The following is a 26322-nucleotide window of genomic DNA, read 5'->3' on the forward strand; positions in this document are numbered from 1 at the left end:
CTACACCACCGGCGGGAGGTCGAGGCTCGAACCGGCGACCGCGACCGCTTCCGCCCGGGCGCGATCGGTCGCGGCGTACTCGTTCGCCGCCTGACGCAACAATCCGGCATCGGTGCGGAAGGAGCCGACGATGCTGCGAGCGCCGTCCTCCCACTCGACCCAGGGATTCTCATGAGAGGTCGCGGCCGCACCCCGCCAGTCCGCACCGAGGAACGCGCGAACTTCCCGCATCTGCTTGTCGACCGCCTCGGTGATGTCCTGCGCGATCTGATCAATCCAGCCTGCGGCCGCGCACAGCTCCTCCGAGCCGACAACAACCTCTCCTGCCACGCCGAAGAGGCTAACCCGCAGCTACACGATTTGTCGCGCCGCATCCAGTCCGGCTCCCCGTGCTTGCGCGCTCATCCGGCCTGGACGTCGGCGCGGAACGCGACGCTGTGATGACGGACACGAGAATCGGGGGTTGCGGGGGCGGCGGATCCACTACCCTTCGGCTGTGGCGGATAGGGATTCGTTCCGCGAACTCGCCGACGCCCTCAGGGGCGATCCCCTGAGGAGCAGCTTGCTGCGCTTGCGGATCTGTTTCGGCCCGGGGGCCATTCGAGGGCAGGCTGGCGCCGATGCCGGAGTGGCCGCGGCGGGCGCGGCGGGGAGAGACCGCGACGTATCGGGTGCGGGTGGAGTCGGTGCGGGCCAATGGGCGGATCTGGCGGGGGCTGGACGTTGCCTCGGATCTGTATCTCGATGAGGTGCACGAGGTGCTGCAGGCCGCCTATGGGTGGAAGGACAAGCAGCGGTATCGGTTCGGATCGGCGGCGGGGTTCGGGGATCGCGAGACCGAGCACTATTTGTGTCCGATCGAGAGCGGGCAGTGGCGGCAGGGGGTGCCGCAGGATGAGGTGCGGCTGGACGAGTTGCTGGTCGAACCCGGGGACGAGCTGTTTCATCGGTTCGATTCGGGGCAGGGGTGGCAGCGGGTGGTGCGACTGGAGGACGTGCGGGAGTTCGGGGCGGACTCGCCGCGGGCCGTATGCGTGGGCGGGGCACGGGATCTCGGAGCGGTCGATCTCGCGTTGAGTGTGTTCGGGCGCGGGGTCGCGGACGAGTCGGCGATCGACTGCGCCGAGCTGCCGGATGTCTTCGGCCGCATCATCGTGCCGCGGGCGTCGGGACGCACTCGGCGGCAGCTGCGACATCTGTTGGGGCAGGCCATGATCGACCTGCCGGTGCGAATGGACGCGAAGACGGCGGCGGCGGTTGTGCGGCCGTACTCGTGCCTGCTCGAGCATATCGGGATCGACGGGGTCGGGTTGAACGAGTGGGGTGAGCTGCCGCCGGCGACTGCCATGGCGATATTCGCGGAGGCCGCGATGAGCGAGCGGTGGATCAGGCGGCGCAGCGAACCGACGCCGATCGCCGAATTGCGGCGTACGGCTTATCAGTTCGGGCTGACGCGACAGGAGAGCCGGCGGCTGCGGCTGTCCGATGTCGGGTTGCAGGCGCTGGTGGATCCGGTGCTGTTGTGGTGGCATATCGCCGAATACGTGCCGTGCACCGCGCCGAAGCCGGCGGATCGGGATGTGGCGGCGCTGTATGTGCTCGCGGCGGCGACCGATACCGATGATCCCGCGGGCACCGCCGCGCCGCTGCTCGACGGGATGGGGCGGCGATTGGGCGCGCAGACCGTCAGCACCGGGCGCGATGTGGCGGGGATGATCTTCGAGACGCTGCGGATCTTCAAATGCCTGGGCATGACGCCGCGAGACCGCTTCTCGTACTACCGGATTCGGCAGCACGGCACGCGCATGTTCGCGCGGGCGGTGCTACAGCGATGGCCGAGAAGCGATCTGCGGCAGTGGCCCCGGACGGAGACCTGAATTCGTCAACCGGCAAGAACCGCACGGAGTTTCGCGGCGAATGCGTCGGGATCGCCCTGCTGGCCGTATTCGCCGCCGAGGAAGCCGGCGTGATGGCTCGGGAAGATCACCGGCTTGGTGCCCAGGCGTTCCGCGATGCCCTCACCGCCGCGGTAGGCCAGGGTGCCCTCGCCCTCGATGCCCACGGCGAGCACGACATTGGTGGTCGCATCGCGCAGAGCGTCGAAATCGTGCTCGTAGTGGGTGCAGGTGACGATGTTCTGGCCGACCAGTGGATCGTCGCGGGTGCCGTCGTCCTCGGTGGGCAGGCCGAACATGGCCGGATCGACCGGCTGATCACCGAAGTCGGCGGGAATCTCACCCTGAATCGACACCAGGCTGATGAACTTGGCCATCGCCGGGCCCAAGCCGTCACGCAGGTAGGTCTCGTGGATATTGGCGGTCGCGGCGAGCGCGTTCTCGCGATCCTCGAGGACCTGGCAGGCGGGCGGCTCGTGCGCGACCAGCGTGCGGACCTGCTCGGGATGCTCGGCCACCAGGGCGAGCGCGTTCACCGCGCCGCCGCTGCTGGCGAAGATGTCGACCTGGCCGCCGACGGCCTCGATCACCTTGCTCAGGTCGTCGGCGTGCTGATCGGGAGTGGATTCGCTGACCGGATCGGCCTTGGTGCTGCGACCGGTGCCGCGTGGGTCATAGGTGACGATGGTGCGGTCGGGGAACCGCGCGGCCAGGCTGACGAAACCGCTCGCGTCCATGGGCGAGCCGATCAGCAGCAGCGGCGGCTCGTCGGTGGCGGATTCCGGCTGCCGCACGTCATAGGTGAGGACGGCGCCGGGCGCTTCCAGGGTGAAGGTCTTCGGATCGGTCATGGTGGTCGCTCCTTCTCGGGGGTTCGCGATGTAGACGAGCGGCGGCCGTGAAACTCATCGGTCGGAGGGATCGGGGCGGTGCACCGATACCTGAGTGTGCCCGGTACGAACCACAATCCGAGTCTGCCTCGCGAGAGATCCGCCAGGAGGTGATCGACCATTGCCGTTTCGCTTCGCGCCCGGGTCGCCGATCTACTGGGCCGCCGCGTCCGGGCGGCCGCGGTCTGCGCCGCCATGACCGCGGCGTCGGACGCCGCCCGCGCGGGCGATCTGGAGACCGCCCGGCGCTGTGTGCTGCTGGCCGAGACGCTCGTCGCCGAAGCGCGAGCCCATCCGCCTACTTGATGATCTTGGTGATTTGTCCCGCCCCCACCGTCCGGCCGCCCTCGCGAATGGCGAACTTCAACCCGGGCTCCATGGCGATGGGCTGAATCAGCTTCACCGTCATCGAGACATTGTCGCCCGGCAGCACCATTTCGACGGCCTCCGGCAGCGTCACCACGCCCGTCACATCGGTGGTGCGGAAGTAGAACTGCGGCCGGTAGTTGTTGAAGAACGGCGTGTGCCGCCCGCCCTCCTCCTTGGACAGGATGTAAGCCTGCCCCTCGAATTCGGTGTGCGGAGTGACCGAGCCGGGTTTGATGACACACTGCCCGCGCTCGACCTCGTCGCGCCGGATACCGCGCAGCAGCAGCCCGACATTCTCACCGGCCTGGCCTTCGTCGAGCAGTTTGTGGAACATCTCGATACCCGTGACCGTGGTCTTGGACGTCTTCGGATGAATGCCGACGACCTCGACCTCCGCGCCCACCTTCAGCACGCCGCGCTCGATGCGCCCGGTGACCACCGTGCCGCGCCCGGAGATGGTGAAGACATCCTCGATCGGCATCAGGAACGGTCGTTCGACCTCACGGGCCGGGGTATCGATCCAGCTGTCGACGGCGCCGAGCAACTCGACGATCCCCTCGCTCCACTCGCCGGTCGGATCCCGCAGGGCCTGATACGCCGACACCCGGACGATCGGCGAATCGGCCTCGAAATCGTATTCGCTGAGCAGATCGGAGATCTCCAGCTCCACCAGCTCCAGAATCTCCTCGTCATCCACCATGTCGCACTTGTTCAGCGCCACAACGATTTTCGGCACGCCCACCTGACGCGCCAGAATGACGTGCTCCTTGGTCTGCGGCATCGGCCCGTCGGTGGCGGCCACCACCAGGATGGCGCCGTCCATCTGCGCCGCGCCGGTGATCATGTTCTTGATGTAGTCCGCGTGCCCCGGGCAGTCGACATGCGCGTAATGCCGGTTCTCCGTTTGATATTCGATATGCGCGATGGAGATGGTGATGCCGCGCTGCCGCTCCTCCGGCGCCTTGTCGATCGCCTCGAACGGGACGAACGGATTCAGATCCGGATGTTTACTGTGCAGCACATTGGTGATCGCCGCGGTCAGCGTGGTTTTACCGTGGTCGATATGACCGATGGTGCCGACATTCACGTGCGGCTTGGTCCGCTGATACTTCGCCTTCGCCACTGGGATTCCTCCTGCGCGCCGTGGATCCGAAGCGGGCGGCCGGGGGCTCGACACCGCGAGGCTGGCCCGACGACGGTGTCGTTCCCAGCGTATGAGCCGAGGCCGGACAAAGGTCGGGAACTGGGCGAATAGCTGTCCAGGCGCGTTGACGAAAGATGACTCGTCACAAGGACAAAAGGCGGCGGCCGATGAGACACCCGGTCTCGTGGCCGCCGACGCGACAGTGGGTCAGCCGCGGAACCACATGGGCCGCAACGTCGGACCGTTCTCCGGCAACAGGATCGGGTTGCCGTCGCGGACGAAGCCGCAGCGCTCGTACAGGCGGGCCGAGCGTTCGGTGCTGGCCTCCAGATAGGCGGGCACGCCGGCTTCGGAGGCGGCCTTCACCCGATTGGTGATGATCGCCGCGCCCGCACCCTTACCGCGGTGCTGCGGCAGCGTGACGATGACGTGGAGATAGCGGTGCGGGAAGACCGGCGGATGATTCGCCGCCACCGCGGCCGTGACCGCCGCCATGCGCCGGAATGGTTGCAGGCCGGTGTTTTCCGAGAGCTCGCGGGCCTCGGCGGCCTCCCGGTGCGCGCGGTCGAGGGAGGTCACGGTCTGCCACAGCGAGACCGCCCAGATGTCGTCGCCGGAGCCCGCCAGCCAGACCTCGTCGTCGCGCACGGCGTTCTCGATGAGGTCGTGGGCGTGCTGCATCCGGAACTGCTCGGCGACCTCGGCATGATCCTCGAGGATCCACGCGGTGACCACCTCGTCCAGCGCCGCCTCGGCGAAGACCGCCGCGACCGTATCCACTTCGTCCGCCTCGGCGCGGCGGACCAGCAACTCGCTCATTCCAACCTCCTGGTGTGAACAACGTTCTGAACACCAAAGTAGGAAGCACTAGCGGGACTTACGACCATTTCGTCACACTGGAAGATGTGATGAAATCGGGAACCGCCTGTGTGGTCTGCGGCGTACCGGCCGTGCAGCCCGAGCGCGGGCGGCGGCGCCGGTACTGCTCGCGGTCGTGTCAGGCGCGCGCCTACCGGGCCCGTCGCGATGCCACTCCGCCCCGCGGCGGCCACGGGGTACGCGGCTCAGCACCGTCGGAATCGTGCGAGCCGCAGTCGAATTGGCCGATCGCGAGGGCTTGGCGGGCCTGTCCATGCGCCGCCTCGCCACCGACCTGGGCATCGCCACCACCGGTCTGTACCGCTATTTCCCGGATCGGGACGCCCTGCTCGCCCAGATGGCCGAGTTCGCCCTCGCCGAAGCCCCGCCCCCGGCCACCGCGGGCGACTGGAGTGCCCGCCTGATCGCCGAGGCCCGCGCGGAATGGCGGCTCTACCGGCGCCACCCGTGGATGCTGCCCGTTCTCGCCCAGAACCGCCCGCCGATGGGGCCCGCGCTCCTCGACACCCTGGAACGCTCGTTCGCCGCCCTGGACGAGCTGGGCCTGCCGCCCGACACCATGCTCTCGATCTACCTGTCGGTCTCCGGCCTGGTCCAGGGGCTGGCGCTGCTCCCGGGTTCGGAGGGCGAACGCCTGGGCACCGGCTCACCCGCCGCCGAAGCCGAGCGCACGGCCACCCTCGAACAGGTCTCCCCGCGACCCACCCGACCCTCGCCAAGTACTTCGCTCCCGACGGCGACCAGCTGCCCGGCGATTACGACCGCTGGCTCGAAGAGGGTCTCGCGCTGCTGATCGACGGCATCGTCGCCCGCCACCTCACCCCAGCCGCGAAAAACTCCGCCCAGCGGGCTGACCGCGCTCGTCCGTGAACCCTCAGCCGGCCCCCATCGCCGACCGGGCCAACTCCCGCTCGATGGCATCGGGCGGGTGGAGACGACACCCATCACCGCCATTGCCAAACGGTCGGCGCCGACGACCTGAGCGCGCCGGCCGAAACAGCCACGGGCACACAACCGCCCGGCGCACGCGACCAGGGGATCGGCTCAGCGCTCGCCGGGTACCGCGGTCGGCGCGTCGGGCACATACGGTTCGGCATCGTCGCCGCCCTGCTCCTGCGGGATGCAGATCCAGCGGCCGTCGGGAGTCAGACCCCACTGCGCGACGATCCCATCGTGCGAGCAGTCATCGCCGACCTGATGCGGATCCCGGCCCTGCTCCTGCGGGATGCACACCCAGCGGCCGTCGGAGGTCAGACCCCACTGCGCGACGATGCCGTCGTGGGAGCAGTCGTCACCGACCTGATGCGGGTCGCGGCCCTGGCCCTGGGGTTCGCACACCCACGTCCCGTTGCGCAGATTCCATTGCGCCACAATGCCATCGTGCGAGCAGTCGTCGCCGATCTTGCGGGCCGCTGACCGGAGGTCGGTGTGGGCGGGGCGGTCGTCGGCTTGGGTCCGCCGGTGGGCGGGGGTGCGGGGGCCGCGGTGGTCGAGGTGACGGGCGAGGTTGACGTGGTCTTGGTGTCGGAGCCGCTGTCCGAGCGGTTCACCAGAACCCCGATCGCGAAGGCCACCGCGAGGGCCGCGACCGCTACCGCGGCGATGGCCACCGTGCGTGCGGTCTTGTTGCCCTTGTCCGGCGGTGGAGTGTCGTAGCCGCTCGGTGCCGTCATTGCCGATCCCTTTCGTCTCATGCGAACGCTGACCCGAAAGCTCGTGCGATCAGGCACGTTACTCCCATGCCCACCTGCTATGACGACCCGGTCCGACCTGGGGCGCGCCCGCCCGGCGACGGCTGGACACGCCCAGTAACGTGGGGCGCATGACAGCTGTTGCAGATCGTTCGCTCGGACCGGAACTGGCGCGCACCGAGACCATCGGCGAGGCCGATGTCCTCGTCATCGGACTCACCAACTCCGACGACGGACCCGCGATCGCCCCGGCCGACGCGTTCGGCGATGTGCTCGATGCCGACACCCGCGCGGCGCTGCTGACCGCACTGAACGCCGTGGGCGCGAAGGGCAAGTCGGAGGAGCTGACCCGGGTGCCCGCGCCCGCCGGACTGCCGGTGGACAGCGTGCTGGCCGTGGGCCTGGGCGCCGCGGACAAGGTCGACGCCGAGCAGGTCCGCAAGTCGGCCGGTGCGGCCGGGCGCGCCCTGGCCGGGTCCGCCACCGCCGTCACCACCCTGTCCGGCCTGGATCTGGGTGCGGCCGCGGAGGGCTTCTACCTGGGCGCGTACCAGTTCAGCACCTTCAAATCGGAGAAGTCCGCGCCGAAGCCGGGCGATCAGCCCGTGCAGCGGGTCGAATTCCTGGTTCCCGAACCGGGATTCGGTGAGGAGGCGCTGTTCCGCGCGCAGGCCGTGGCCGAAGCCGTCGCCACCGCACGCGATTTCGTGAACACCCCGCCCAATGCCCTGTTCCCGGCCGAATTCGCCAATCGCGCAGCCGAATTGGCCAAGGCCGCCGGACTGCACGTGGAGATCCTGGACGAGAAGGACCTGGAGGCGGGCGGTTACGGCGGCATCATCGGCGTCGGCAAGGGCTCCTCGCGCCCGCCGCGGCTGATCCGCATCACCTACGCGGGCGGCGATCCCAAGGTCGCTCTCATCGGCAAGGGCATCACCTTCGACACCGGCGGCATCTCCATCAAGCCGGCCGCCAATATGGAGAACATGACCTCCGATATGGGCGGCGCGGCGGCGGTCATCGCCACCGTCCTGCTGGCGGCCCGGCTGAGCCTGCCGCTCACCGTCACCGCGACCGTCCCGATGGCGGAGAACATGCCCTCGGCCACCGCGCAGCGGCCGGGCGATGTGCTCAGCCAGTACGGCGGCACCACCGTCGAGGTCATCAATACCGATGCCGAGGGCCGCCTCATCCTGGCCGACGCCATTGTGCGCGCCGCCGAGGACGAGCCGGACTACCTCATCGACGTCGCCACCCTCACCGGCGCGCAGATGGTCGCGCTGGGCACCCGCACCCCGGGCGTCATGGGCACCGACGAGTTCCGCGACCGGGTCGCCCGCATCTCGCAGGCGGTCGGCGAGAACGGCTGGGCCATGCCGCTGCCCGCGGAACTGCGCGCCGACATCAACTCCAAGGTCGCAGATCTCGCCAATGTCGCACCGCACCGCTGGGGCGGCATGCTGTCGGCGGCGATCTTCCTCAAGGAGTTCGTGCCCGAGGGCGTGCAGTGGGCGCACCTGGATGTGGCGGGCCCGGCCTACAACACCGGCGGGCCGTTCGGCTACATCGGCAAGGGCGGCACGGGCGTGCCGGTCCGCACCCTGATCGCCACCCTCGAGGACATCGCGGCGGAGTAGCCCCGAGTGCTGCACGGCCGCACCGACCTTCCGAGGGCGGTGCGGCCGTGCCGACCCTCCGAGGGCGGTGCGGCCGTGCCGACCCTCCGAGTGCCGTGCGGCCGTGCCGACCCTCCGAGTGCCGTGCGGCCGTGCCGACCCTCCGAGTGCCGTGCGGCCGTGCCGACCTCCAAGTGCCGTGCCGCCATGTCGACCCTCGAACGCCCCAGCCCGCAACGGGGTTCGGGGCGGAGGCCCCGACGGGGGCCTTGGGGCTGGCCCCCGACCACCGGGGGTCCGGGGCAGAGCCCCGGGGAAAGGCACGGCCGTGCAACCGAATTGCGGGCGTGTCATAATTTCAGACCGTTGTAGTCGATCGGCGGCTCACCGGTCCGGGCCGTTTCGGGAGGATCCTGGATGGCCACGCGCGCACTGGGCAAGCACGATTTTCAGCAGACGGTGACGAGCAATCACATTGTGCTGGTGAACTACTGGGCGGATTGGTGCGGCTGGTGCAAGCGGTTCGCGCCGGTGTACAAGGCCTCCGCCGAGACCCATCCGCAGATCGTGCACGCCACCGTCGAGGGCGAGGTGGAGCGGGAGCTCTCCGCCGCCATCCAGCTCACCGGCTTCCCGACCATCATGGCCTACCGCGAAGGGCTGCCGGTGTACAAGAACGCCGGCTTCCTGACCTCCGCGCAGCTGGAAGATGTGGTGCAGCAGGTCCTCTGGATGGATATGGACGAGTTCCGGCGCAAGAACGGCATCGAGCAGCAGGCCCAGCAGCAGCGGGCGCCGGCCGCGCGACAGGCCCCCCGAATCCGAACCGCGCCGGGTTGGCCGGCGGCGCGCCGCAATACGGCTGGCCGGGGCTGCGCACCCACTGACACGAGAAGAACAGGCCGCCGCCGGGTGTGTGCACCGGCGGCGGCCTTCGCAGTCGGCGGGTAGATCCCACGATCCGCCGACGGAGCAAGTGAGGACTTCAGATGCCCTCGAGGTCCGATCGCCGCCGCAGGATCCGGCGGCGGGCGTCGTAATCGCGCATGCGCTGCGGATAGCCGACCTTGCGCACGTCGTAGACCGGCACCCCGAGCGAGGCGGAAAGCCGCTGCGCGCCACGTTCGCCCACCACGCGCCGGGTCCACTCGCCATCGTGGGCCACCAGCACCACCGTCACATCGGTGACCGTGGTGCGCGGCTCGACATAGGCCTCCACGCCGTAATGCGTGCGTGCCCACTGCGCCAGATGCGCCGCGTCGGCGGCGTCCACACCGCGCGTGCGCATCGTGCCGCCGCGCAGCTTGTCCAGGAAACCCATCCGGGCAACCTCCTCTCCGGAAATCCCGAACTGCCGGAAATCCGGTCTGTCCTCCTTCGATGGTGCCGTGCTCCGGACCGGCGCGCCGCCTCGCGGACGAATCCGAAGCAAGACCACAGCCGGCGCTCAGCAACGCCTCAGCCGCCGCGACGAAAGATGTATTCGACGTATCCGATGGAAGTCACCGGCTATCACCGCTGTTCGGACACGCCCGATCGGCCTCACGATCGCGTTTGCGACACTGCAAGGTCGACCGAACCGCCGCCCTGTGACACGCCGCACCCGGCGAAGTGCAAGGATGGGTAGCTGGAACAAGAACCAACACGGATCTCCGGTGCCGCCGGAATTAATCGGTGACAATCGGGCCGCCACCACGACCAGTCGTGAACGCCCGCCGAGAGACGAACTGTTTAACCCGACGAGCAGTCAGAGGAGTCAACGGACATGGCCTTCTCCGTCCAGATGCCAGCTCTTGGTGAGAGCGTCACCGAGGGCACTGTGACCAGGTGGCTGAAGCAGGAAGGAGACACGGTCGAGGTCGACGAGCCGCTGCTCGAGGTCTCCACCGACAAGGTCGACACCGAGATCCCGTCCCCGACCGCCGGTGTGCTGGTCAAGATCGTCGCCAAGGAAGACGACGTGGTCGAGGTCGGCGGCGAGCTCGGTGTGATCGGCGAGGCCGGAGAGGCTCCGGCTCCGGCCGCTGCCCCGGCCCCGGAAGCCGCCCCCGCCCCTGCTCCGGCCCCCGCGCCGGAACCCGCCCCGGCCCCGCAGGCCGCCGCCCCGGCTCCCGCGCCCGCCGCGGCCGCGCCGGCTCCGGCCGCCGCCTCCGGCACCCCCGTGAAGATGCCGGAGCTCGGTGAGTCCGTCACCGAGGGCACCGTGACCCGCTGGCTCAAGCAGGTCGGCGATTCGGTCGCGGTCGACGAGCCGCTGCTCGAGGTCTCCACCGACAAGGTCGACACCGAGATCCCGTCGCCGGTCGCCGGCACCCTGCTGGAGATCACCGCGCAGGAAGACGACGTGGTGAACGTCGGCGGTCAGCTCGGCGTGATCGGCAGCGGCTCCCCGGCCGCCGCCCCGGCTCCGGCCCCCGCGCCTGCGCCCGCTCCGGCTCCCGCGCCCGCTCCGGCCCCGGCTCCGGCCCCGGCTCCGGCCGCCGCCGCTCCGGCCCCGGCTCCGGCCGCCGCCGCTCCGGCGCCTGCCCCGGCTCCCGCGCCCGCCCCCGCTCCGGCTCCGGCTCCGGCTCCGACCCAGAAGCCCGCTCCGGTTCCGGCCGGCGCCACCCCGGCCGACGAGCCGTCCTCCAACGGCGGCCCCTACGTCACCCCGCTGGTGCGAAAGCTGGCCGCGGAGAACGGCGTCGACCTGAACACCCTCAAGGGTTCCGGCGTCGGCGGCCGCATCCGCAAGCAGGATGTGCTGGCCGCCGCGGAGGCCAAGAAGGCTCCGGCTCCCGCCGCCGCTCCGGCCGCCGCCGCTGCCCCGGCCGCGCCCGCCGCCACCGCGGCCCCGCGCCCGGCCCTGTCGCACCTGCCGGGCACCACCCAGAAGGCCAGCCGCATCCGGCAGATCACCGCCACCAAGACCCGGGAGTCGCTGCTCACCACCGCGCAGCTCACCCAGGTCCACGAGGTCGACATGACCAAGGTGGCCGCGCTGCGCGCCCGCGCCAAGTCGGCGTTCCAGCAGCGTGAGGGCGTGAACATCACGTTCCTGTCCTTCTACGCCAAGGCCGCCATCGAGGCCCTGGCCGTGCACCCGAACGTGAACGCCTCCTACAACGAGGACACCAAGGAGATCACCTACCACTCGGTGGTCAACCTGGGTATCGCGGTCGACACCGAGCAGGGCCTGCTCTCGCCGGTCATCCACAATGCCAACGACCTGTCGCTGGCCGGGCTGGCGCGCGCCATCGCCGATATCGCCAACCGGGCGCGCAATGGCGGGCTGAAGCCGGACGAGCTGTCGGGCGGCACCTTCACCATCACCAATATCGGTTCGCAGGGCGCGCTGTTCGACACCCCGATCCTGGTTCCGCCGCAGGCGGCCATGCTGGGCACCGGCGCGATCGTCAAGCGCCCCATCGTGATCAGCGACAACGGCAACGAGTTCATCGGCATCCGCTCGATGGCCTACCTGCCGCTGACCTACGATCACCGCCTCATCGACGGCGCCGACGCCGGCCGCTTCCTCACCACCATCAAGCACCGGCTGGAAGAGGCGGCGTTCGAGGGCGACCTCGGCCTGTAGGCGGCAGCCGTATGAAGGTCGTGGTCGCCGGCTCGTCCGGGTTGATCGGGACGGCGCTCGTCGCGGCATTGCGCCGCGACGGGCACGAGGTCACCCGTCTGGTGCGCCGCCCCGCTCGGGCCCGTGACGAATTCCGCTGGGACCCGGCCAGTGCCGATCTGGACGACCGCGCGCTGCGCGGCGCCGACGCCGTGGTGAATCTCTGCGGCGTCGGCGTCGGGCGGCGGCGCTGGAACGGCAGTTTCAAACAGGAGTTGCGCGACAGCCGCATCGTCCCCACCGATGTGCTGGCCTCCGCCGCCGCCACCGTGGGCGTGCCGACGCTGGTGAACGCCAGCGCCGTGGGCTACTACGGGGGCGACAGCGGCGACCGCGTGGTCACCGAGACCTCGCCCGCCGGAACGGGATTCCTGGCGAGCCTGTGCCGGGACTGGGAGGCCGCCACCCGTCCGGCCGGTGATGCCGGGGTGCGGACCGTGCTGTTGCGCAGTGCCATCGTGCTGGCGCGGCACGGCGGGCTGCTCGGCATGCTGTACCCGCTGTACTCGCTCGGCCTCGGCGGGCGGCTGGGCAACGGCCGCCAGTATCAGCCGTGGATCTCCCTCGACGACGAGGTGGGGGCCATCATCTACGCCCTCGAGCACGAGTCGCTCTCCGGTCCGGTGAACCTGTGCGGTCCCGCGCCGGTCACCAATGCCGAGTTCACCCGCGCGCTGGGCCGCGCGCTGCACCGCCCCACTCCCCTGGTGGTGCCCGGCTTCGCGCTGCGGCTGGCGGTGGGCGAGTTCGCGGAGGAGGGAATCCTGCACGGCCCCAGGGCGATTCCCACCGTGCTGGAGGACGCGGGATACCACTTCCAGCACCCCACCATCGGCGCCGCGCTCGCCGCCACGGTCGCGTCCCCGCACTGAATCCGACCTAGAGGTGCCCCTGTTTCACACTGGACGGACGCCCGAGTAACCTGACCATAGCGATTGTCGATAACTCCTCTTACCGGACCCGAGGTTCGTACGGGCCACCGAACAAGGGGGTACTTCATGATCAAATCGATCATCGCCGAGCTCGTCGTCGCATTGGGCGTGCTGTTCGCGGGCAACGCCATGGCGAACGTCGACGACCCGGTTCACTGCGCGGGGCTCATCATGACTCCGGGCAAGCTGCTGCAATGCCTGGACGACTGACCGCGTCGCACATCACACCCCGTATCGATACCGTGTCCACCGTGAGCAACGACCCGACCGTGCTCGCGCCCGCCGATCTGCTGGTGCGCGATGCCCGCGAGAACGATCTGCCGGAGATCCTGGCGATCCACAATCACGCGATCGCCGAGACGACCGCCATCTGGGATACCGAACCGGCCGACCTGGCCGAGCGCCACGCCTGGTTCGAGGCGCGCCATGCCGCCGGCTACCCCATCCTGGTCGCCGAGATCGACGGCCAGGTGGCGGGTTACGCCAGCTACGGCCAGTTCCGGCCGAAGTCGGGATACCGGTTCTCCGTGGAGAATTCGGTGTACGTGGCCGACCGGTTCCACCGGCGCGGCGTGGCCACGGCGCTCATGACCGAACTGCTGGCGCGGGCGCGCGGCGGCGAGGTGCACACCATGATCGCCGCCATCGAGTCCAGCAACGCCACCTCCATCGCCCTGCACGAGAAGTTCGGATTCCGGGTGGTCGGGCAGCTGCCCGAGGTCGGGCTGAAGTTCGGCCGCTGGATGGATCTGACACTGATGCAGATCGTCTTCGCCGAGGGAGTAACGTCGCAATCGTGAGCGAAAGCACTACGGCCACGGCCCCGTTACCCCGTGGGGCATCGGCCCGCTTCGACGAAACACCCATGATCGTCGAGAATCTGGGCCTCATCGACTACCAGCGGGCGTGGGATCACCAGCGCGAGATCGCCGCCGAACGCGCCGAGGGACGCGGCCAGGACCGGTTGCTGCTGCTGGAGCATCCCTTCGTCTTCACCGCCGGCCGCCGCACCGAGGCACAGGACATGCCGATGGACGGCAGCCCGGTCATCGAGGTGGACCGCGGCGGCAAGATCACCTGGCACGGTCCCGGGCAGCTGGTCGGGTATCCGATCATCCGGCTGGCCGAACCGGTCGACGTGGTCGCCTATGTGCGCCGTCTGGAAGAAGCGCTGATCACCGTGTGCGCCACCCTCGGCCTGGAAACCGGCCGGGTGGACGGGCGTTCGGGCGTGTGGGTCGCCGCCGACGAGTTCCGGCCCGAGCGCAAGGTCGCGGCCATCGGGGTGCGCGTGCAGCGCGGGGTCACCCTGCACGGCGTCTCGCTGAACTGCAATTCGAGCCTGGACGGCTTCAACGCCATCGTGCCGTGCGGAATCCGGGACGCGGGCGTCACCACGCTGAGCCGGGAACTGGGCCGCGAGGTGACCGTCGAGGAGGTGCGCCCGCTGGCCGCCGACGCCATCATCCGGGCGCTGAACGGCGATCTGCCGGTCGCCGAGCACATCGTGACCCGCCCCAAGGCGGTCACCGAGGACACTGTCGACTGCTCGATGCCCCTCGCCGCAGCGGTGCCCGCCAAGGCCGAATGATCACGAGCGTAGGGTGGACAAAGTGACCTCCGTCGATACCCCGACATCGAACAACCCGGCCGCAGCCGACCCGAACGCGGCCTCCGCGGGTCCCTCCGTGGTTACGCAAGCTGCCGCCTCCGGGCCTGCCGCTGCGCCCGCCGGCCGCAAACTGCTCCGTATCGAGGCGCGCAACGCCGAGACCCCGATCGAGCGCAAGCCCAAGTGGATTCGCACCCGCGCCACCATGGGCCCGGAGTATTCCGAGCTCAAGGGCCTGGTGAAACGCGAAGGGCTGCACACGGTCTGCGAAGAGGCGGGCTGTCCCAACATCTTCGAATGCTGGGAGGACCGCGAGGCCACCTTCCTCATCGGCGGTGAGCAGTGCACTCGCCGCTGCGACTTCTGCCAGATCGACACCGGCAAGCCCGCCGCGCTGGACCGCGACGAGCCGCGGCGCGTGGCCGAGAGCGTGCAGGCCATGGGCCTGCGCTACTCCACCATCACCGGCGTGGCCCGCGACGACCTCGAGGACGGCGGCGCCTGGCTCTACGCCGAGACGGTGCGCGCCATCAAGGCGCTGAACCCGAACACCGGCGTCGAGCTGCTCATCCCCGACTTCAACGCCGTGCCCGAGCAGCTGGCCGAGGTGTTCTCCTCGCGGCCGGAGGTGCTGGCCCACAATGTGGAGACGGTGCCGCGCATCTTCAAGCGCATTCGCCCGGCCTTCCGCTACGAGCGCTCGCTCGCCGTGATCACCGCCGCCCGCGAGGCCGGCCTGGTCACCAAGTCGAACCTCATCCTCGGCATGGGCGAGACGCCGGAGGAGGTCACCCAGGCCATGCGGGATCTGCACGAGGCCGGGTGCGACATTCTCACCATCACGCAGTACCTGCGGCCCTCGCCGCTGCATCATCCGGTGGATCGCTGGGTCAAGCCGGAGGAATTCGTCGAGCATTCCCGCGCCGCCGAGGAGATGGGCTTCGCCGGCGTCATGGCCGGGCCGCTGGTGCGCTCGTCCTACCGCGCGGGTCGCCTCTACGCGCAGGCCATGCGGCACCACGGTCGCGAAATCGCGCCGGAGATGGCGCATTTGGCCGATGAGGGCACCGCTTCGCAGGAAGCCACCAGCGTTCTCGCGCGCTTCGGCTCGTAAGTCCTGTCGCAATCGAGAAATGTCCGCCCGGATGCATTCGCATCCGGGCGGATATTTCTGCACGGTGAAGCTCCGGAAACACGCCGAGGGAATGCCGGTTAACGCCATCTGGCCGGAATCGTGGACGCGATCGGCCCGGCGGTGGGAAGCTCGAAGTACGGCATCAATCGACCCCGGAGCGAGCCAGATGGTCGAGAGGACGAGCAGCCGGCAGGCGCCAATGGCAGGGCAATAACGGCCGAACGGCCGGAAGACATACGCAATGTGGTGCTGGTCGGGCACAGCGGATCAGGGAAAACCACATTGGTGGAGGCCCTCGCCGTGGCGACCGGAGCGGTGCCCAGAGCGGGCAGAGTCGAGGACGGCACCTGCGTGTCGGACTATGACGATATCGAGCAGCGACAACATCGGTCCGTACAGCTTTCGGTGGTGCCGATGCGGTGGGATCAGATAAAGGTCAACCTACTCGACACCCCCGGCTATGCGGATTTCGTCGGGGAACTCAGGGCCGGTCTGCGGGCAGCGGACGCGGCCCTTTTCGTGCTCTCCGCCGCGGCCGGAGTGGAGGGGGTGAGCGGGGCGACGCTGGCATTGTGGGAGGAATGCGCAATGGTCGGCATGCCGCGCGCCATCGTGCTCACCCATTTGGATACCGCGCGCGCCGATTTCGAGGACATGACCGATACCTGCCGGGAGATTCTCGGCGGCGGGGCGGCGGAAAGCATGCTGCCGCTGCATCTTCCGGTGTACGGGCCCAAGAGCGCCGACGGGCACCGGCCGGTGACCGGGCTCATCGATCTGCTGACCCAGCACGTGTACGACTATTCCGCGGGCGAGCACACCGAAACTCCGGCCTCCGAGGAACAACTGGAGTTGATGGCGGAGGCGCGCAATCGGCTCATCGAGGGCATCATCGCCGAGAGCGAGGACGAGACCCTCATGGAGCGCTATATCAGCGGTGAGGAGATCGATCTCGCCACGCTGGAGGCCGATCTCGAAAAAGCCGTCGCCCGTGGCAGTTTCCATCCGGTGCTGATCGCGGCGCCGCCGCCGGAGGGCGCCAGGCAGGGGCTGGGGACGATCGAGATTCTCGACCTCATCGCGCGCGGATTCCCCACCCCGCAGAACATCCGGTGTCCGCCACCGGCACGACGGGCAAGTCCGCTCCCCTGATCTGCGATCCCAAGGCTCCGCTGGCCGCCGAGGTCATCCGCACCGCCTCCGACCCGTACGTGGGCCGGGTGTCGCTGGTGCGGGTCTTCTCCGGCACCCTGCATGCGGACGATACCGTCCACGTGTGCGGTCACGGCCCCACCGAAACCGCGAATCACGATGCCGACGAACGCATCGGCGCGGTCACCGCTCCGTTCGGCAAACAACAGCGCCCGCTCGGCGAGGCCATTGCCGGCGATATCGCCTACGTCACCAAACTCTCCCGGGCCGAAACCGGGGACACCCTGTCCGCCAAGGACTCTCCGCTGCTCATCGAACCGTGGTCCATGCCCGATCCGCTGCTGCCGGTGGCCATCAAGGCGCACGGCAAGGCCGATGAGGACAAGCTCTCCCAGAGTCTGGGCCGCCTGGTGGCGGAGGATCCGACGGTGCGGCTGGAGCAGAATCCCGATACCCATCAGCTGGTGCTGTGGTGCCTGGGCGAGGCGCACCGCGACGTCGCCCTGGAACGCCTCCGCTCGCGCTTCGGCGTCCAGGTCGACGTCATCGATCACAAGGTGGCGCTGCGGGAAACCTTCGCCACCTCCGCATCCGGCCGCGGACGGCATGTGAAGCAGTCCGGTGGTCACGGCCAGTACGCCATCTGCGAGATCGAGGTCGCTCCCCTGCCGGAGGGGTCGGGCATCGAGTTCGTGGACAAGGTGGTCGGCGGCGTGGTGCCGCGCCAGTTCATCCCCTCGGTCGAGAAGGGCGTCCGCGCGCAGGCGCAGCGCGGCGTGGTGGCCGGATATCCGCTGGTCGATGTGCGGGTCACGCTGTTCGACGGTAAGGCGCACTCGGTGGATTCCTCCGACGCGGCCTTCCAGATGGCCGGCGGCCTGGCCCTGCGCGAAGCGGCCGCCGCCGCCCGCATCAGCCTGCTCGAACCCCTCGCCGAGGTCCGCGTACTGGTCGCCGACAGTTACGTCGGTCCCGTCCTGGGCGATCTGTCCAGTCGCCGCGGCCGCGTCCTCGGCACCGAGCCGGACAGTATGGGCCGCACCGCCATCCGCGCCGAGGTCCCGGAGTTGGAGCTGAGCCGCTACGCCGTGGACCTCCGCAGTCTGGCCCACGGTGCAGCGACATTCACCCGCACCTACGTGCGGCACGAACCGATGCCCGCGCAATTGGCGGACTCGATACGTGAGAAATCGAAGAGCTGACTAGTTCTCGCAGGCGACGCCGTCGCCGTCGCGATCGAGGGCCGGGCGGTATCCGGCCTCGCCCTTCAGGATGGGGGCGGCGCGGCGGCGCGCGCCTCGGAGCAGTTCTTGTAGTACACGTCCTGGGCGGCGGCGCTGTGCGCGCCCAGCACGGTGGCGGCCGTCAGGGTGGCGAGGACGCCGAATCCGGTCACGAGCTTCTTCATTCTGAGCACTGTGGCTTTCTTCGGCGGATTTCGAATCGGCCGGCGGATAGGTCGCTGCCGAGCTGCCGGTACCCGGCCACTATCCTGGGTGCCATGGCAGCAGGTAAGGGCGGCGCCAAGCCGTCGAAGGAAGCGAAGGCCGCGGCGAAGGCGGCGCGCAAACAGGCGTCGAAGGAGCGCCGCCAGCAGCTCTGGCAGGCGTTCCAGATGCAGCGCAAGGAAGACAAGGCGCTGCTGCCGCTGATGATCGGCGCGTTCGTCGGCGTGACGGTGCTCTTCCTGGTGATCGGTCTCCTCTTCGGATTGCAGTGGTTCCTGCTGCCGATCGGCCTGCTGCTGGGCGCGCTGGCCGCATTCATCATCTTCGGACGCCGCGTGCAGAAGAACGTGTACGCCAAGGCGGAGGGCCAAGCCGGCGCGGCCGCCTGGGTGCTGGACAATCTGCAGGGCAAGTGGCGCGTCACCCCGGGCGTCGCCGCCACCACCCAGCTCGACGCCGTGCACCGCGTGGTCGGGCTGCCGGGCGTCATCCTGGTCGCCGAGGGCTCCCCGCAGCGCGTGAAGTCGCTGCTGGCGCAGGAGAAGAAGAAGGTCGCCCGCCTGGTCGGCGATACCCCGATCTACGACGTGGTCATCGGCACCGAGAAGGATCAGGTGCAGATCAAGGATCTGCAGCGCTACCTGACCAAGCTGCCGCGCAATATCGACGCCAAGCGGATGGACCTCATCGAGGGCTCTCCGCGCTGGCGACCCGCGGCGGCCCGGCGCTGCCCAAGGGTCCGCTGCCCACCGGCGCCAAGATGAAGGGCGTGCAGCGCACCATCCGCCGCCGCTGACGAACAGCTCCGAGGCCCGCGTCCACTGAGGACGCGGGCCTCTTTTTGTGCGCATAACTGCTGGTAGAGGACGGATTCGGCTGTCGCCGCGCGGTTCTCGCGAAAAAGTTCGCGCGGGCGGGAACAAAGCTCCCGCTTCTAACCTTCTATAGATCAATAGCTGGTTAGAGATGCTGATCGGCTCGAGCGATAGGACGATGAGATGACGAACGTGCGCCACAACACCGTGGAGATCCAGGGCCGGCAGGTCTTCTACCGTGAGGCCGGCGATCCGGCGAATCCGACACTGGTGCTGTTGCACGGATTCCCCACCAGTTCGGCGATGTTCCGCAATCTGCTGCGCGACCTCGGCGAGCATTACCACCTGATCGCCCCGGACCACATCGGCTTTGGTCAGTCGGCCATGCCGAGCGTCGACGAATTCGATTACACCTTCGACAAACTCACCGAGATCACGCTGGAACTGCTCGACACTCTCGGCCTCGACCGGTTCGCCCTCTACATCCAGGACTACGGCGCGCCCATCGGCCTGAGCATCGCCTCGCGCAATCCGGAGCGGGTCACCGCGATCATCACCCAGAGCGGCAACGCGTACCTGGAGGGCTTCACCCCTTCTGGGAACTGTTGTTCGCGCACGCCGAGGATCACGTCACCCACGAACCCGCGGCCCGCAAACTGCTCGAACTCGACGCCACCGAATGGCAGTACCGGCACGGTGTCCCGGCCGACCGCCTGCCGCTGCTCAGCCCCGACACCTGGACCCTCGATCAGGCCTACCTGGATCGCCCCGGCAACAAGGAAATCCAGCTGAAGCTGTTCCGCGACTACAAGTTCAACCTCGACAAGTACCCCGGTTTCCAGAAGTACTTCGCCGAGCACCGCCCGCCGGTCCTCATCGCCTGGGGCGAGCACGACGAGATCTTCGGCGCCGAGGGCGCCCGCGCCTACCTGCGCGACCTCCCCGACGCCGAACTCCACCTGCTCGACGCCGGCCACTTCGCCCTGGAAACCCACGGCCCCGAAATCGCCGGTCTCATCCACGATTTCCTGACCCGCAAGCTCGCCTGACCACCCGTCGCGCTATGACCGGGCGCCGAGCAGCCAGCCGATCCGGTCATAGGCGAGCACCTGATAGACGATGAGGATCGCCGCGGACACCAGAGCCCACCGCGGCAATCCCGCCAGCCACAGCGCGGCCACCCCACCCCCGAGCACGAGCACCTCGACGAGCAGCCGCACCGGCCCGCTCACGGCCACGCTCGCCTCCCCGCTCCGGCTCGGATCCCCCGGCACCGCGAAAACACCCCACGCCATCGCCGCCAGAAACGGCAGCAGCACAACGAGAACGAACTTCCACGGGGCATCGACCACCCGCCACCCGAGCGCAGCGAACGACCCCAGCGCGACCAGCTCGAGCAGGAATCGCACGCCGAGCATCACGGGATTGAGCGACATGCCCCGCAGCCTAACCCCGAAATGTGAAACATCATCGACCGGGAACTGGTGGCGGCGACACGCCGCGGAACCCCGCCACCAGTTCCCGGTCGGTGTCGTTTCACTCCCCGGGACGGGAAGGCACAGGGAGGCGCCGGGGCCGAAGTCGAGCCAGCGCCCTGCGGGGGTGGCGGTCAGGCGGAGGACGATCGCGGAGCAATGCGCGCAGCGGGCCACGGTGCCGGGGCAGTGGATGTAGACGAGGGCGCGCGCCAGGGGTTCGACGACACCGCATGCGCCGCAACGACATCCGCAACCAGTGAGGTCGGCGGCGAAGATTTCCGACAAGGCACCGGCCAGCGCATTGCCGTCCAGGTGCGACTGCTCGTCGGCTCCGGTGGCGTAGGTGTAAGGGGTCGGCATGGTCACTTCCTGTCGGTCCGAAGCGTTCGGTCTTGATCATGGCCGGATCATGCCCAGCGGAAACCAGTGCTGCGGCGGCGAATTCGACGAAGGGAGTGGGGCCGCAGACGAAGCACGTGACATCGGGGGCAGGTGGAAGGGCGTAGGCGGCGATCTCCTCGGCGGTGAGGCGGCCGGCGGATCTGGTGAATTCGGGTGGGGTGCCGCGGGTGAACGCGAGGAGCAGGTCGATGCCTTCGGCGATCGGGACAGGCCCGGCGCCGCCGAGTCCACTGCCGCTCAGCCCTCCGCCGCTCAACCCGCCATCGCCGTCCGGCCCACTGACACTGCCCGCCCGATTGCGTCCGGCCGATCCGTCACCGTGGTCCGCCGCGCCGTCGTCCTGCCGATCGAATTCGCCGGGCCGACTGGATTCACCGAGGACGCTGCCCGCTTCCGCCCCGCCACCGTGGCCGGGGCCGCGCGGCCGATCGATTTCGCCCGGCGCATCACCGCCGCCGAGGGCGCTGTCCGGCCGCGGCCGATCGCCTTCTCGAGGCCGATTGCTCGCGGACGTGTGGTCACGTCCGACCAGCTCCTCGCGGTAGTACATGTCGGCGGGGTCTCGCAGGGAGTAGATCAGACGGAATCTACTGGTGTTTCCCGACTTTCGCCGAGCACGGAGCATGGCGGCGAGCGGCACTATGCCGGAGCCGCCCGCCACCAGGACGGCGGGGCCGCCGGTTTCCGGGTTCCAGACGAACCAGCCGCCGATGGGGCCGCGGACTTCTATCAGGGCGCCGACGGGGTAGTGGTCGACCAGGTAGCCGGAGACTTCGCCGTCGGGGACGCGTTGGATGGTGATCTCGACGGTGTCGCCGGCGGCGGGGCCGAGAGCGAGTAGCTGCGTTCGGCGCGGTAGCCGTCGGGAGCGGTGAGGCGGACGTCGAGGTGCTGGCCGGGGAGGTGGCCGGGCCAGCCGGGGATGCGGAGGGTGAGGGTGCGGGCGGAGGGGTTTCGAAGTGGGCCGCGAGGAGTTCGGCGGGCTGCCAGCGCATCAGTCGCCCTGGTATCGCTGCTCGCGCCAGGGGTCGCCGTAGCTGTGGTAGCCGGCGGTCTCCCAGAATCCGGATTCGTCGTGGTCGAGGAGCTGGATGGACTTGACCCACTTGGCGGATTTCCAGAGGTAGAGGTGCGGGACCAGCAGGCGGGCCGGGCCGCCGTGCTCGGGGTGCAGGTCCTGGCCGCCGTAGGTGTGCACGATCCACGCCTGCCCGTCGATGAGGTCCGCGAGGGGCAGGTTGGTGGTGTAGCCGCCGTAGCTGGTGATGTAGGCGAATTCGGCTTGGGTTTCGACGTTTTCGAGGAGGATGTCGAAGGAGACGCCCTGCCAGTCGGTGTCGAGTTTGGACCAGCGGGTCACGCAGTGGATGTCGACGTGCGGCCGGTCCTGCGGCAGCGACATGAATTGCGGCCAGCTCCAGCTGTATTGGCGGCCGAGCTCATTGGTGATGCTGAACTGCCAGCGGTTCAGGTCGATGCTCGGGGTGGGGCTACCGACAGGACCGGGAAGTCCTCGGTGAGGTATTGGCCGGGCGGCGTCCGGTCGCTGGGCGGGCGCGGGCGGCCCTGAAAGCCGGGCGAAAAGATGCTCATGCGATCGCTCCTCCGGAGAACGGCAGGTCACTGCATGGATCCACTGCGCTGGAGTCAGCGTACGCCCGTCCTCGGCGGAAACCCGGCCTTTCGGGCAGCCGTGAACGGTGTCCCGCGTTCACCCGGGCCGGTATCGCCGATTCGCCGGGAACTGGGTCAGCCCGCGTACTTCCCCAGGAACCGGACCACATCCGGAGTGATGGTGCGCCAGTACTCCTCGGTGTGCCCGCCCGGCGTCACCAGCCCGACCTCCGGGCGCGCGGTGGCGATGAACCGGCGGCCGCCCTCCACGAACTTGTCGCGGTCGCCGACCCACAGGCCGATCGGAGACGGGCCGAGCTTGTCGATATTGCGCAGCGGGTCGAGGGCGGCCCATTCCTCGGCATTGTCGAAGGCATTGCGCTTGCGCATCTCCGACCACGAGGTGATCAGCCCGGGCGAGATGGTGGCGATGGCCTTGGCCGGGCGACCGCGTTCGGTGCGCCGCCGCGAGTACAGCAGCGCCCCGAATCCGCCCATGGAGGTGCCGGTGCAGGCGAACGGTTCGCCGCCGGGCCCGCCGAGGCCGCGTTCGGCCAGCCAGCGCGGGGCGTCGTCGAGCAGCATGCGCATGGGGTCGTCGCCGCTGTGGTGCTCGTGCCAGTAGTTGTCGCCGCCGTCGACGGCCAGGAAGCCGAAGGCGGGCACCAGGCGGGCGGCGACCATGGCGGCCAGCACGCCGCCGAGGTCGCCGACGGCCGCCTCGTGGGCATTGCCGTGCAGGCCGTGCAGCAGCAGCGACATCGGCAGGCCCTCGGTGCGCACGCCCGGCGGCAGGATGGTGACCACATTGACCGCACGACCGCGCGCGGCGGAGTGCAGCCGCTCGGAGCGGATGATCGGCGCGATGCCGAGCAGCGTCTGCCCCGGCTCGTCCGAGATGTGTCCCGCGTGCAGCACCCGGCGCACGCCGTCGCCGCCGGTCGCGGCGTTCCCTCCGGCGCTCACCGCCGCTCCGGCCGCGGCCAGACCCAGCAGCCCCGTGGATGCGAACAGCGACCGCCTGCTGATCTTTCGCGCGGCAGCTCGATAGTTCTCACCCATTGATCCTCCAACAGCACAGCAACAGCTATCTGCCGTGGCCCGAGCTCAGCGGCCCGGCCACGGCAGACGGCCGCCACGATACCGATCGAAGGCAACGCGCGGTGAACGTTCGGCTACAGGTGATTCTTATCGGCCGTAGACCAGTGCGGTGCCGGTGGCGCGGTCGTGCATGCCGCGGCCGTCGCCATCGGTGAACAGGGCGGGGACGACGAAGACCAGAATGATCTGCCGGGCCAGGGCGCGCACGAATCCGACGGGCACGGCGGCGTCCACGCGGATGACGCGGATCTTGAGGAAGTACTGGCCGGGAGTGAATCCGAACAGGGTCACCGCGGCGATGCCGAGGACGAACCAGACCAGCAGCGTCGGCGTCGACAGCGAGCCCATGACCACCAGGAAGTCCGGCGGCGGCGCCTCGCCGGGCTGCAGGTTCATCTTGCTCACCAGCTCATCGGCATCGGGCCGGATGATGAGGGCCGCGAGGCCCATGGCGATGAACCAGTCCACCAGCAGCGCGGGCACCCGGCGCACCATCGGGGCGAGGGCGCCCACTCCGGATTTCGGCAGCCCCAGCTCCTTGCCCTGATAGTCGTTCGGATCGTTGCCGGAATCGGCGTTGGGTCCGGACAGCCAGGAGCCGGTGATGCGTGCCATGACCTCCACCTTATTCGGCGAGCGGACGGTGGCCGCAGGGCCCTCGCGATCCGGTCGCGGGCAACTTCTCGGCATACGAAGTAGCCGGAAAGCTGCCCAACCGTGAAAATTCTCACCGTGACCGGCCGCCACACGGTAAGACCCCTATCTTTTCAGCGTCTTAACAGCCTTCCCGCCGAGGTCGGTGGCAGGATGTCGGTGCTGGTCGAGCATCTTTCGATGACCGAAGCGGCTGTCTCGCGAACCCGGAGGCACCGTCGACCTCGGGGCCGGCACTACGTGTAACACTGGCGAAACACAGTCTTGATTGCGGGGAAACTTCGCGTCCATACCGTCTGGTCGCGACGAACCCATGCAGTCACCACACTGGCTGGGAACCGATCCGTAAGGAGTACTACGTGGCATTCAGCACTGCCGACGAGGTCATCAAGTACATCAAGGAGGAGGACGTCGAATACGTCGACGTTCGTTTCACCGACCTCCCCGGTGTGCAGCAGCACTTCTCGATCCCGGCAAAGGCGTTCACCGCCGACCTCGCTGAGGAAGGCCTCGCGTTCGACGGCTCGTCCGTCCGCGGCTTCCAGTCGATCGACGAGTCGGACATGCTCCTGCTCCCCGACTTCAGCACCGCTCGCCTGGATCCCTTCCGCGCCGCGAAGACCCTGAACCTGAACTTCTTCGTCCACGATCCGTTCACCCGTGAGGCGTACTCCCGCGACCCGCGCAATATCGCGCGCAAGGCGGAGGAGTACCTGAAGTCGACCGGCATCGCCGACACCTGCTACTTCGGCGCCGAGGCGGAGTTCTACATCTTCGACTCGATCCGCTACGACTCGGCCATGAACGGCGCCTTCTACGAGATCGAGTCGATCTCGGGCTCCTGGAACACCGGCGCCGAGTACAACCCGGACGGCACCCCCAACCGCGGCTACAAGGTGCGCAACAAGGGCGGCTACTTCCCCGTCGCCCCGTACGACCACTACGTCGACCTGCGCGACAAGATCTCGACCAACCTGCAGAACGCGGGCTTCGAGCTGGAGCGCGGCCACCACGAGGTCGGCACCGCTACCAGGCCGAGATCAACTACCGCTTCAACACCCTGCTGGGCGCGGCCGACGATCTGCAGCTGTTCAAGTACATCGTGAAGAACACCGCGTGGCAGGAGGGTAAGACCGTTACCTTCATGCCGAAGCCGCTGTTCGGCGACAACGGCTCGGGTATGCACGCCCACCAGTCGCTGTGGAAGGACGGCAAGCCGCTGTTCCACGACGAGGCCGGCTACGCGGGCCTGTCGGATCTGGCGCGTCACTACATCGGCGGCATCCTGCACCACGCCCCGTCGCTGCTGGCGTTCACCAACCCGACCATCAACTCCTACCACCGTCTGGTGCCGGGCTACGAGGCCCCCATCAACCTGGTGTACTCGCAGCGCAACCGCTCCGCTGCCGTGCGCATCCCGGTGACGGGCTCCAACCCGAAGGCCAAGCGCATCGAGTTCCGCGCGCCGGACTCCTCGGGCAACCCGTACCTGGCCTTCGCCGCCATGCTGATGGCCGGCATCGACGGCATCAAGAAGAAGATCGAGCCCCTGGCCCCGGTCGACAAGGACCTCTACGAGCTGCCGCCAGAGGAGGCCAAGAACATCCCGCAGGCCCCCACCTCGCTGGCGTCGGTCATCGACCGCCTCGAGGCCGACCACGACTACCTCACCGAGGGCGGCGTGTTCACCGAGGACCTGATCGAGACCTGGATCGACATCAAGCGCACCCAGGAAATCGCGCCCGTCAATCTGCGGCCGCACCCGTACGAGTTCGAGCTCTACTTCGACGTGTAAATCGTCGAACGGCAAGCGTTCTCGTGAAGCCCCCACCCGCTCCGGCGGGTGGGGGCTTCGCCCTTTTCGGGCGTCCTGGGCGCAGCC

At 68.8% G+C, this 26322-nt stretch carries 22 protein-coding genes and 5 pseudogenes; 15 read left to right on the forward strand and 12 right to left on the reverse strand.

What is annotated here, in order from left to right:
• The gene (locus ACYQ5L_RS27440; protein ID WP_459961141.1) at positions 1 to 330 is read right to left on the reverse strand and encodes a WXG100 family type VII secretion target; all 330 of its coding nucleotides are present in this window, start codon (positions 328 to 330) and stop codon (positions 1 to 3) included.
• A 290-nt stretch (positions 331 to 620) separates the two neighbouring features.
• On the opposite strand from ACYQ5L_RS27440, the gene ACYQ5L_RS27445 reads away from it, so the two are divergent.
• On the forward strand, positions 621 to 1877 hold the full coding sequence (locus ACYQ5L_RS27445) for an IS1096 element passenger TnpR family protein (RefSeq protein WP_459961142.1): 1257 nt from the start codon (positions 621 to 623) through the stop codon (positions 1875 to 1877).
• A gap of 5 nt (positions 1878 to 1882) precedes the next feature.
• Here ACYQ5L_RS27445 and ACYQ5L_RS27450 read toward each other — a convergent pair whose 3' ends face one another.
• The 3 genes from ACYQ5L_RS27450 to ACYQ5L_RS27460 all read right to left on the reverse strand — a co-directional run bounded on the left by ACYQ5L_RS27450 (position 1883) and on the right by ACYQ5L_RS27460 (position 5117).
• Positions 1883 to 2746, reverse strand: coding sequence for an alpha/beta fold hydrolase (locus ACYQ5L_RS27450; protein ID WP_459961143.1), 864 nt, complete (start codon positions 2744 to 2746; stop codon positions 1883 to 1885).
• A 337-nt stretch (positions 2747 to 3083) separates the two neighbouring features.
• Positions 3084 to 4277 (reverse strand): elongation factor Tu, encoded by a 1194-nt coding sequence (tuf, locus tag ACYQ5L_RS27455; RefSeq protein WP_459961144.1) that lies wholly within the window; start codon positions 4275 to 4277, stop codon positions 3084 to 3086.
• Positions 4278 to 4505: 228 nt separating this feature from the next.
• Positions 4506 to 5117 (reverse strand): GNAT family N-acetyltransferase, encoded by a 612-nt coding sequence (locus ACYQ5L_RS27460; protein ID WP_459961145.1) that lies wholly within the window; start codon positions 5115 to 5117, stop codon positions 4506 to 4508.
• A gap of 262 nt (positions 5118 to 5379) precedes the next feature.
• Here ACYQ5L_RS27460 and ACYQ5L_RS27465 point away from each other — a divergent pair, with 262 nt between their 5' ends.
• Positions 5380 to 5970 (forward strand): TetR/AcrR family transcriptional regulator, encoded by a 591-nt coding sequence (locus ACYQ5L_RS27465; protein WP_459961146.1) that lies wholly within the window; start codon positions 5380 to 5382, stop codon positions 5968 to 5970.
• Between the two features lie 251 nt (positions 5971 to 6221).
• On the opposite strand, the gene ACYQ5L_RS27470 is transcribed toward ACYQ5L_RS27465, so the two are convergent.
• Positions 6222 to 6548: a hypothetical protein gene (locus tag ACYQ5L_RS27470; RefSeq protein WP_459961147.1), complete on the reverse strand. Its 327-nt coding sequence runs from the start codon at positions 6546 to 6548 to the stop codon at positions 6222 to 6224.
• 57 nt (positions 6549 to 6605) lie between these two features.
• On the opposite strand from ACYQ5L_RS27470, the gene ACYQ5L_RS27475 reads away from it, so the two are divergent.
• From ACYQ5L_RS27475 to ACYQ5L_RS27485, 3 genes are all read left to right on the forward strand, one after another.
• The gene (locus ACYQ5L_RS27475) at positions 6606 to 6833 is read left to right on the forward strand and encodes a hypothetical protein (protein ID WP_459961148.1); all 228 of its coding nucleotides are present in this window, start codon (positions 6606 to 6608) and stop codon (positions 6831 to 6833) included.
• 166 nt (positions 6834 to 6999) lie between these two features.
• Complete coding sequence (locus ACYQ5L_RS27480; RefSeq protein ID WP_459961149.1) at positions 7000 to 8505, forward strand: leucyl aminopeptidase; 1506 nt, start codon at positions 7000 to 7002, stop codon at positions 8503 to 8505.
• 396 nt (positions 8506 to 8901) lie between these two features.
• On the forward strand, positions 8902 to 9435 hold the full coding sequence (locus tag ACYQ5L_RS27485; RefSeq protein ID WP_459961150.1) for a thioredoxin family protein: 534 nt from the start codon (positions 8902 to 8904) through the stop codon (positions 9433 to 9435).
• Positions 9436 to 9469: 34 nt separating this feature from the next.
• Here the strand turns inward: ACYQ5L_RS27485 and ACYQ5L_RS27490 are convergent, their stop codons facing one another.
• Positions 9470 to 9805: an oxidoreductase gene (locus tag ACYQ5L_RS27490; RefSeq protein ID WP_379205262.1), complete on the reverse strand. Its 336-nt coding sequence runs from the start codon at positions 9803 to 9805 to the stop codon at positions 9470 to 9472.
• Positions 9806 to 10249: 444 nt separating this feature from the next.
• On the opposite strand from ACYQ5L_RS27490, the gene sucB reads away from it, so the two are divergent.
• The 7 genes and pseudogenes from sucB to ACYQ5L_RS27525 all read left to right on the forward strand — a co-directional run bounded on the left by sucB (position 10250) and on the right by ACYQ5L_RS27525 (position 18130).
• The gene (gene sucB, locus ACYQ5L_RS27495) at positions 10250 to 12058 is read left to right on the forward strand and encodes a 2-oxoglutarate dehydrogenase, E2 component, dihydrolipoamide succinyltransferase (protein ID WP_459961151.1); all 1809 of its coding nucleotides are present in this window, start codon (positions 10250 to 10252) and stop codon (positions 12056 to 12058) included.
• 11 nt (positions 12059 to 12069) lie between these two features.
• Entirely contained in the window at positions 12070 to 12969 is a 900-nt protein-coding gene (locus ACYQ5L_RS27500; protein WP_459961152.1) for a TIGR01777 family oxidoreductase, read from the forward strand.
• Between the two features lie 126 nt (positions 12970 to 13095).
• Complete coding sequence (locus ACYQ5L_RS27505; protein WP_379196342.1) at positions 13096 to 13239, forward strand: hypothetical protein; 144 nt, start codon at positions 13096 to 13098, stop codon at positions 13237 to 13239.
• A gap of 77 nt (positions 13240 to 13316) precedes the next feature.
• Positions 13317 to 13829 (forward strand): GNAT family N-acetyltransferase, encoded by a 513-nt coding sequence (locus ACYQ5L_RS27510; protein WP_459963561.1) that lies wholly within the window; start codon positions 13317 to 13319, stop codon positions 13827 to 13829.
• A complete protein-coding gene (lipB, locus tag ACYQ5L_RS27515) occupies positions 13826 to 14620 on the forward strand; it encodes a lipoyl(octanoyl) transferase LipB (protein WP_459961153.1) in 795 nt (264 codons plus the stop codon). Before ACYQ5L_RS27510 ends, lipB begins: the two co-directional genes overlap by 4 nt.
• 97 nt (positions 14621 to 14717) lie before the next feature.
• Positions 14718 to 15755, forward strand: coding sequence for a lipoyl synthase (lipA, locus tag ACYQ5L_RS27520; RefSeq protein WP_459963562.1), 1038 nt, complete (start codon positions 14718 to 14720; stop codon positions 15753 to 15755).
• Between the two features lie 231 nt (positions 15756 to 15986).
• Positions 15987 to 18130 (forward strand): annotated as a pseudogene (locus ACYQ5L_RS27525) (elongation factor G-like protein EF-G2).
• Here the strand turns inward: ACYQ5L_RS27525 and ACYQ5L_RS27530 are convergent.
• Positions 18131 to 18235 (reverse strand): excalibur calcium-binding domain-containing protein, encoded by a 105-nt coding sequence (locus ACYQ5L_RS27530; protein ID WP_459963563.1) that lies wholly within the window; start codon positions 18233 to 18235, stop codon positions 18131 to 18133.
• Positions 18196 to 18336: a hypothetical protein gene (locus ACYQ5L_RS27535; protein WP_459961154.1), complete on the reverse strand. Its 141-nt coding sequence runs from the start codon at positions 18334 to 18336 to the stop codon at positions 18196 to 18198. The genes ACYQ5L_RS27530 and ACYQ5L_RS27535 overlap by 40 nt, the downstream gene beginning before the upstream one ends.
• 93 nt (positions 18337 to 18429) lie before the next feature.
• On the opposite strand from ACYQ5L_RS27535, the pseudogene ACYQ5L_RS27540 reads away from it, so the two are divergent.
• Positions 18430 to 19172: pseudogene (locus ACYQ5L_RS27540) on the forward strand (DUF4191 domain-containing protein).
• Between the two features lie 202 nt (positions 19173 to 19374).
• Positions 19375 to 20240: pseudogene (locus ACYQ5L_RS27545) on the forward strand (alpha/beta fold hydrolase).
• Positions 20241 to 20252: 12 nt separating this feature from the next.
• Here the strand turns inward: ACYQ5L_RS27545 and ACYQ5L_RS27550 are convergent.
• The 4 genes and pseudogenes from ACYQ5L_RS27550 to ACYQ5L_RS27565 all read right to left on the reverse strand — a co-directional run bounded on the left by ACYQ5L_RS27550 (position 20253) and on the right by ACYQ5L_RS27565 (position 24401).
• Positions 20253 to 21029: a DUF6510 family protein gene (locus ACYQ5L_RS27550; protein ID WP_459961155.1), complete on the reverse strand. Its 777-nt coding sequence runs from the start codon at positions 21027 to 21029 to the stop codon at positions 20253 to 20255.
• 1036 nt (positions 21030 to 22065) lie between these two features.
• Positions 22066 to 22664: pseudogene (locus ACYQ5L_RS27555) on the reverse strand (molybdopterin-dependent oxidoreductase).
• A gap of 156 nt (positions 22665 to 22820) precedes the next feature.
• Positions 22821 to 23747 carry an alpha/beta hydrolase gene (locus tag ACYQ5L_RS27560; RefSeq protein WP_459961156.1) on the reverse strand — a complete coding sequence of 309 codons (927 nt, stop codon included), beginning with the start codon at positions 23745 to 23747 and terminating at the stop codon, positions 22821 to 22823.
• A gap of 126 nt (positions 23748 to 23873) precedes the next feature.
• A complete protein-coding gene (locus tag ACYQ5L_RS27565) occupies positions 23874 to 24401 on the reverse strand; it encodes an RDD family protein (RefSeq protein ID WP_459961157.1) in 528 nt (175 codons plus the stop codon).
• 398 nt (positions 24402 to 24799) lie between these two features.
• On the opposite strand from ACYQ5L_RS27565, the pseudogene glnA reads away from it, so the two are divergent.
• Positions 24800 to 26235, forward strand: a pseudogene (gene glnA, locus ACYQ5L_RS27570) (type I glutamate--ammonia ligase).
• Positions 26236 to 26322 lie beyond the last annotated feature (87 nt).

It is taken from the genome of Nocardia sp. IFM 10818, assembly GCF_054655275.1.

Bases quoted from the DNA above. Each gene is read 5' to 3' on its own strand.
- ACYQ5L_RS27445 (WP_459961142.1), top strand. From the start codon at position 621: ATGCCGGAGTGGCCGCGGCGGGCGCGGCGGGGAGAGACCGCGACGTAT.
- ACYQ5L_RS27450 (WP_459961143.1), bottom strand. From the start codon at position 2,746: ATGACCGATCCGAAGACCTTCACCCTGGAAGCGCCCGGCGCCGTCCTC.
- ACYQ5L_RS27460 (WP_459961145.1), bottom strand. From the start codon at position 5,117: ATGAGCGAGTTGCTGGTCCGCCGCGCCGAGGCGGACGAAGTGGATACG.
- ACYQ5L_RS27480 (WP_459961149.1), top strand. From the start codon at position 7,000: ATGACAGCTGTTGCAGATCGTTCGCTCGGACCGGAACTGGCGCGCACC.
- ACYQ5L_RS27485 (WP_459961150.1), top strand. From the start codon at position 8,902: ATGGCCACGCGCGCACTGGGCAAGCACGATTTTCAGCAGACGGTGACG.
- ACYQ5L_RS27490 (WP_379205262.1), bottom strand. From the start codon at position 9,805: ATGGGTTTCCTGGACAAGCTGCGCGGCGGCACGATGCGCACGCGCGGT.
- sucB (WP_459961151.1), top strand. From the start codon at position 10,250: ATGGCCTTCTCCGTCCAGATGCCAGCTCTTGGTGAGAGCGTCACCGAG.
- ACYQ5L_RS27500 (WP_459961152.1), top strand. From the start codon at position 12,070: ATGAAGGTCGTGGTCGCCGGCTCGTCCGGGTTGATCGGGACGGCGCTC.
- ACYQ5L_RS27505 (WP_379196342.1), top strand. From the start codon at position 13,096: ATGATCAAATCGATCATCGCCGAGCTCGTCGTCGCATTGGGCGTGCTG.
- ACYQ5L_RS27535 (WP_459961154.1), bottom strand. From the start codon at position 18,336: ATGAAGAAGCTCGTGACCGGATTCGGCGTCCTCGCCACCCTGACGGCC.
- ACYQ5L_RS27550 (WP_459961155.1), bottom strand. From the start codon at position 21,029: ATGCCGACCCCTTACACCTACGCCACCGGAGCCGACGAGCAGTCGCAC.
- ACYQ5L_RS27560 (WP_459961156.1), bottom strand. From the start codon at position 23,747: ATGGGTGAGAACTATCGAGCTGCCGCGCGAAAGATCAGCAGGCGGTCG.
- ACYQ5L_RS27565 (WP_459961157.1), bottom strand. From the start codon at position 24,401: ATGGCACGCATCACCGGCTCCTGGCTGTCCGGACCCAACGCCGATTCC.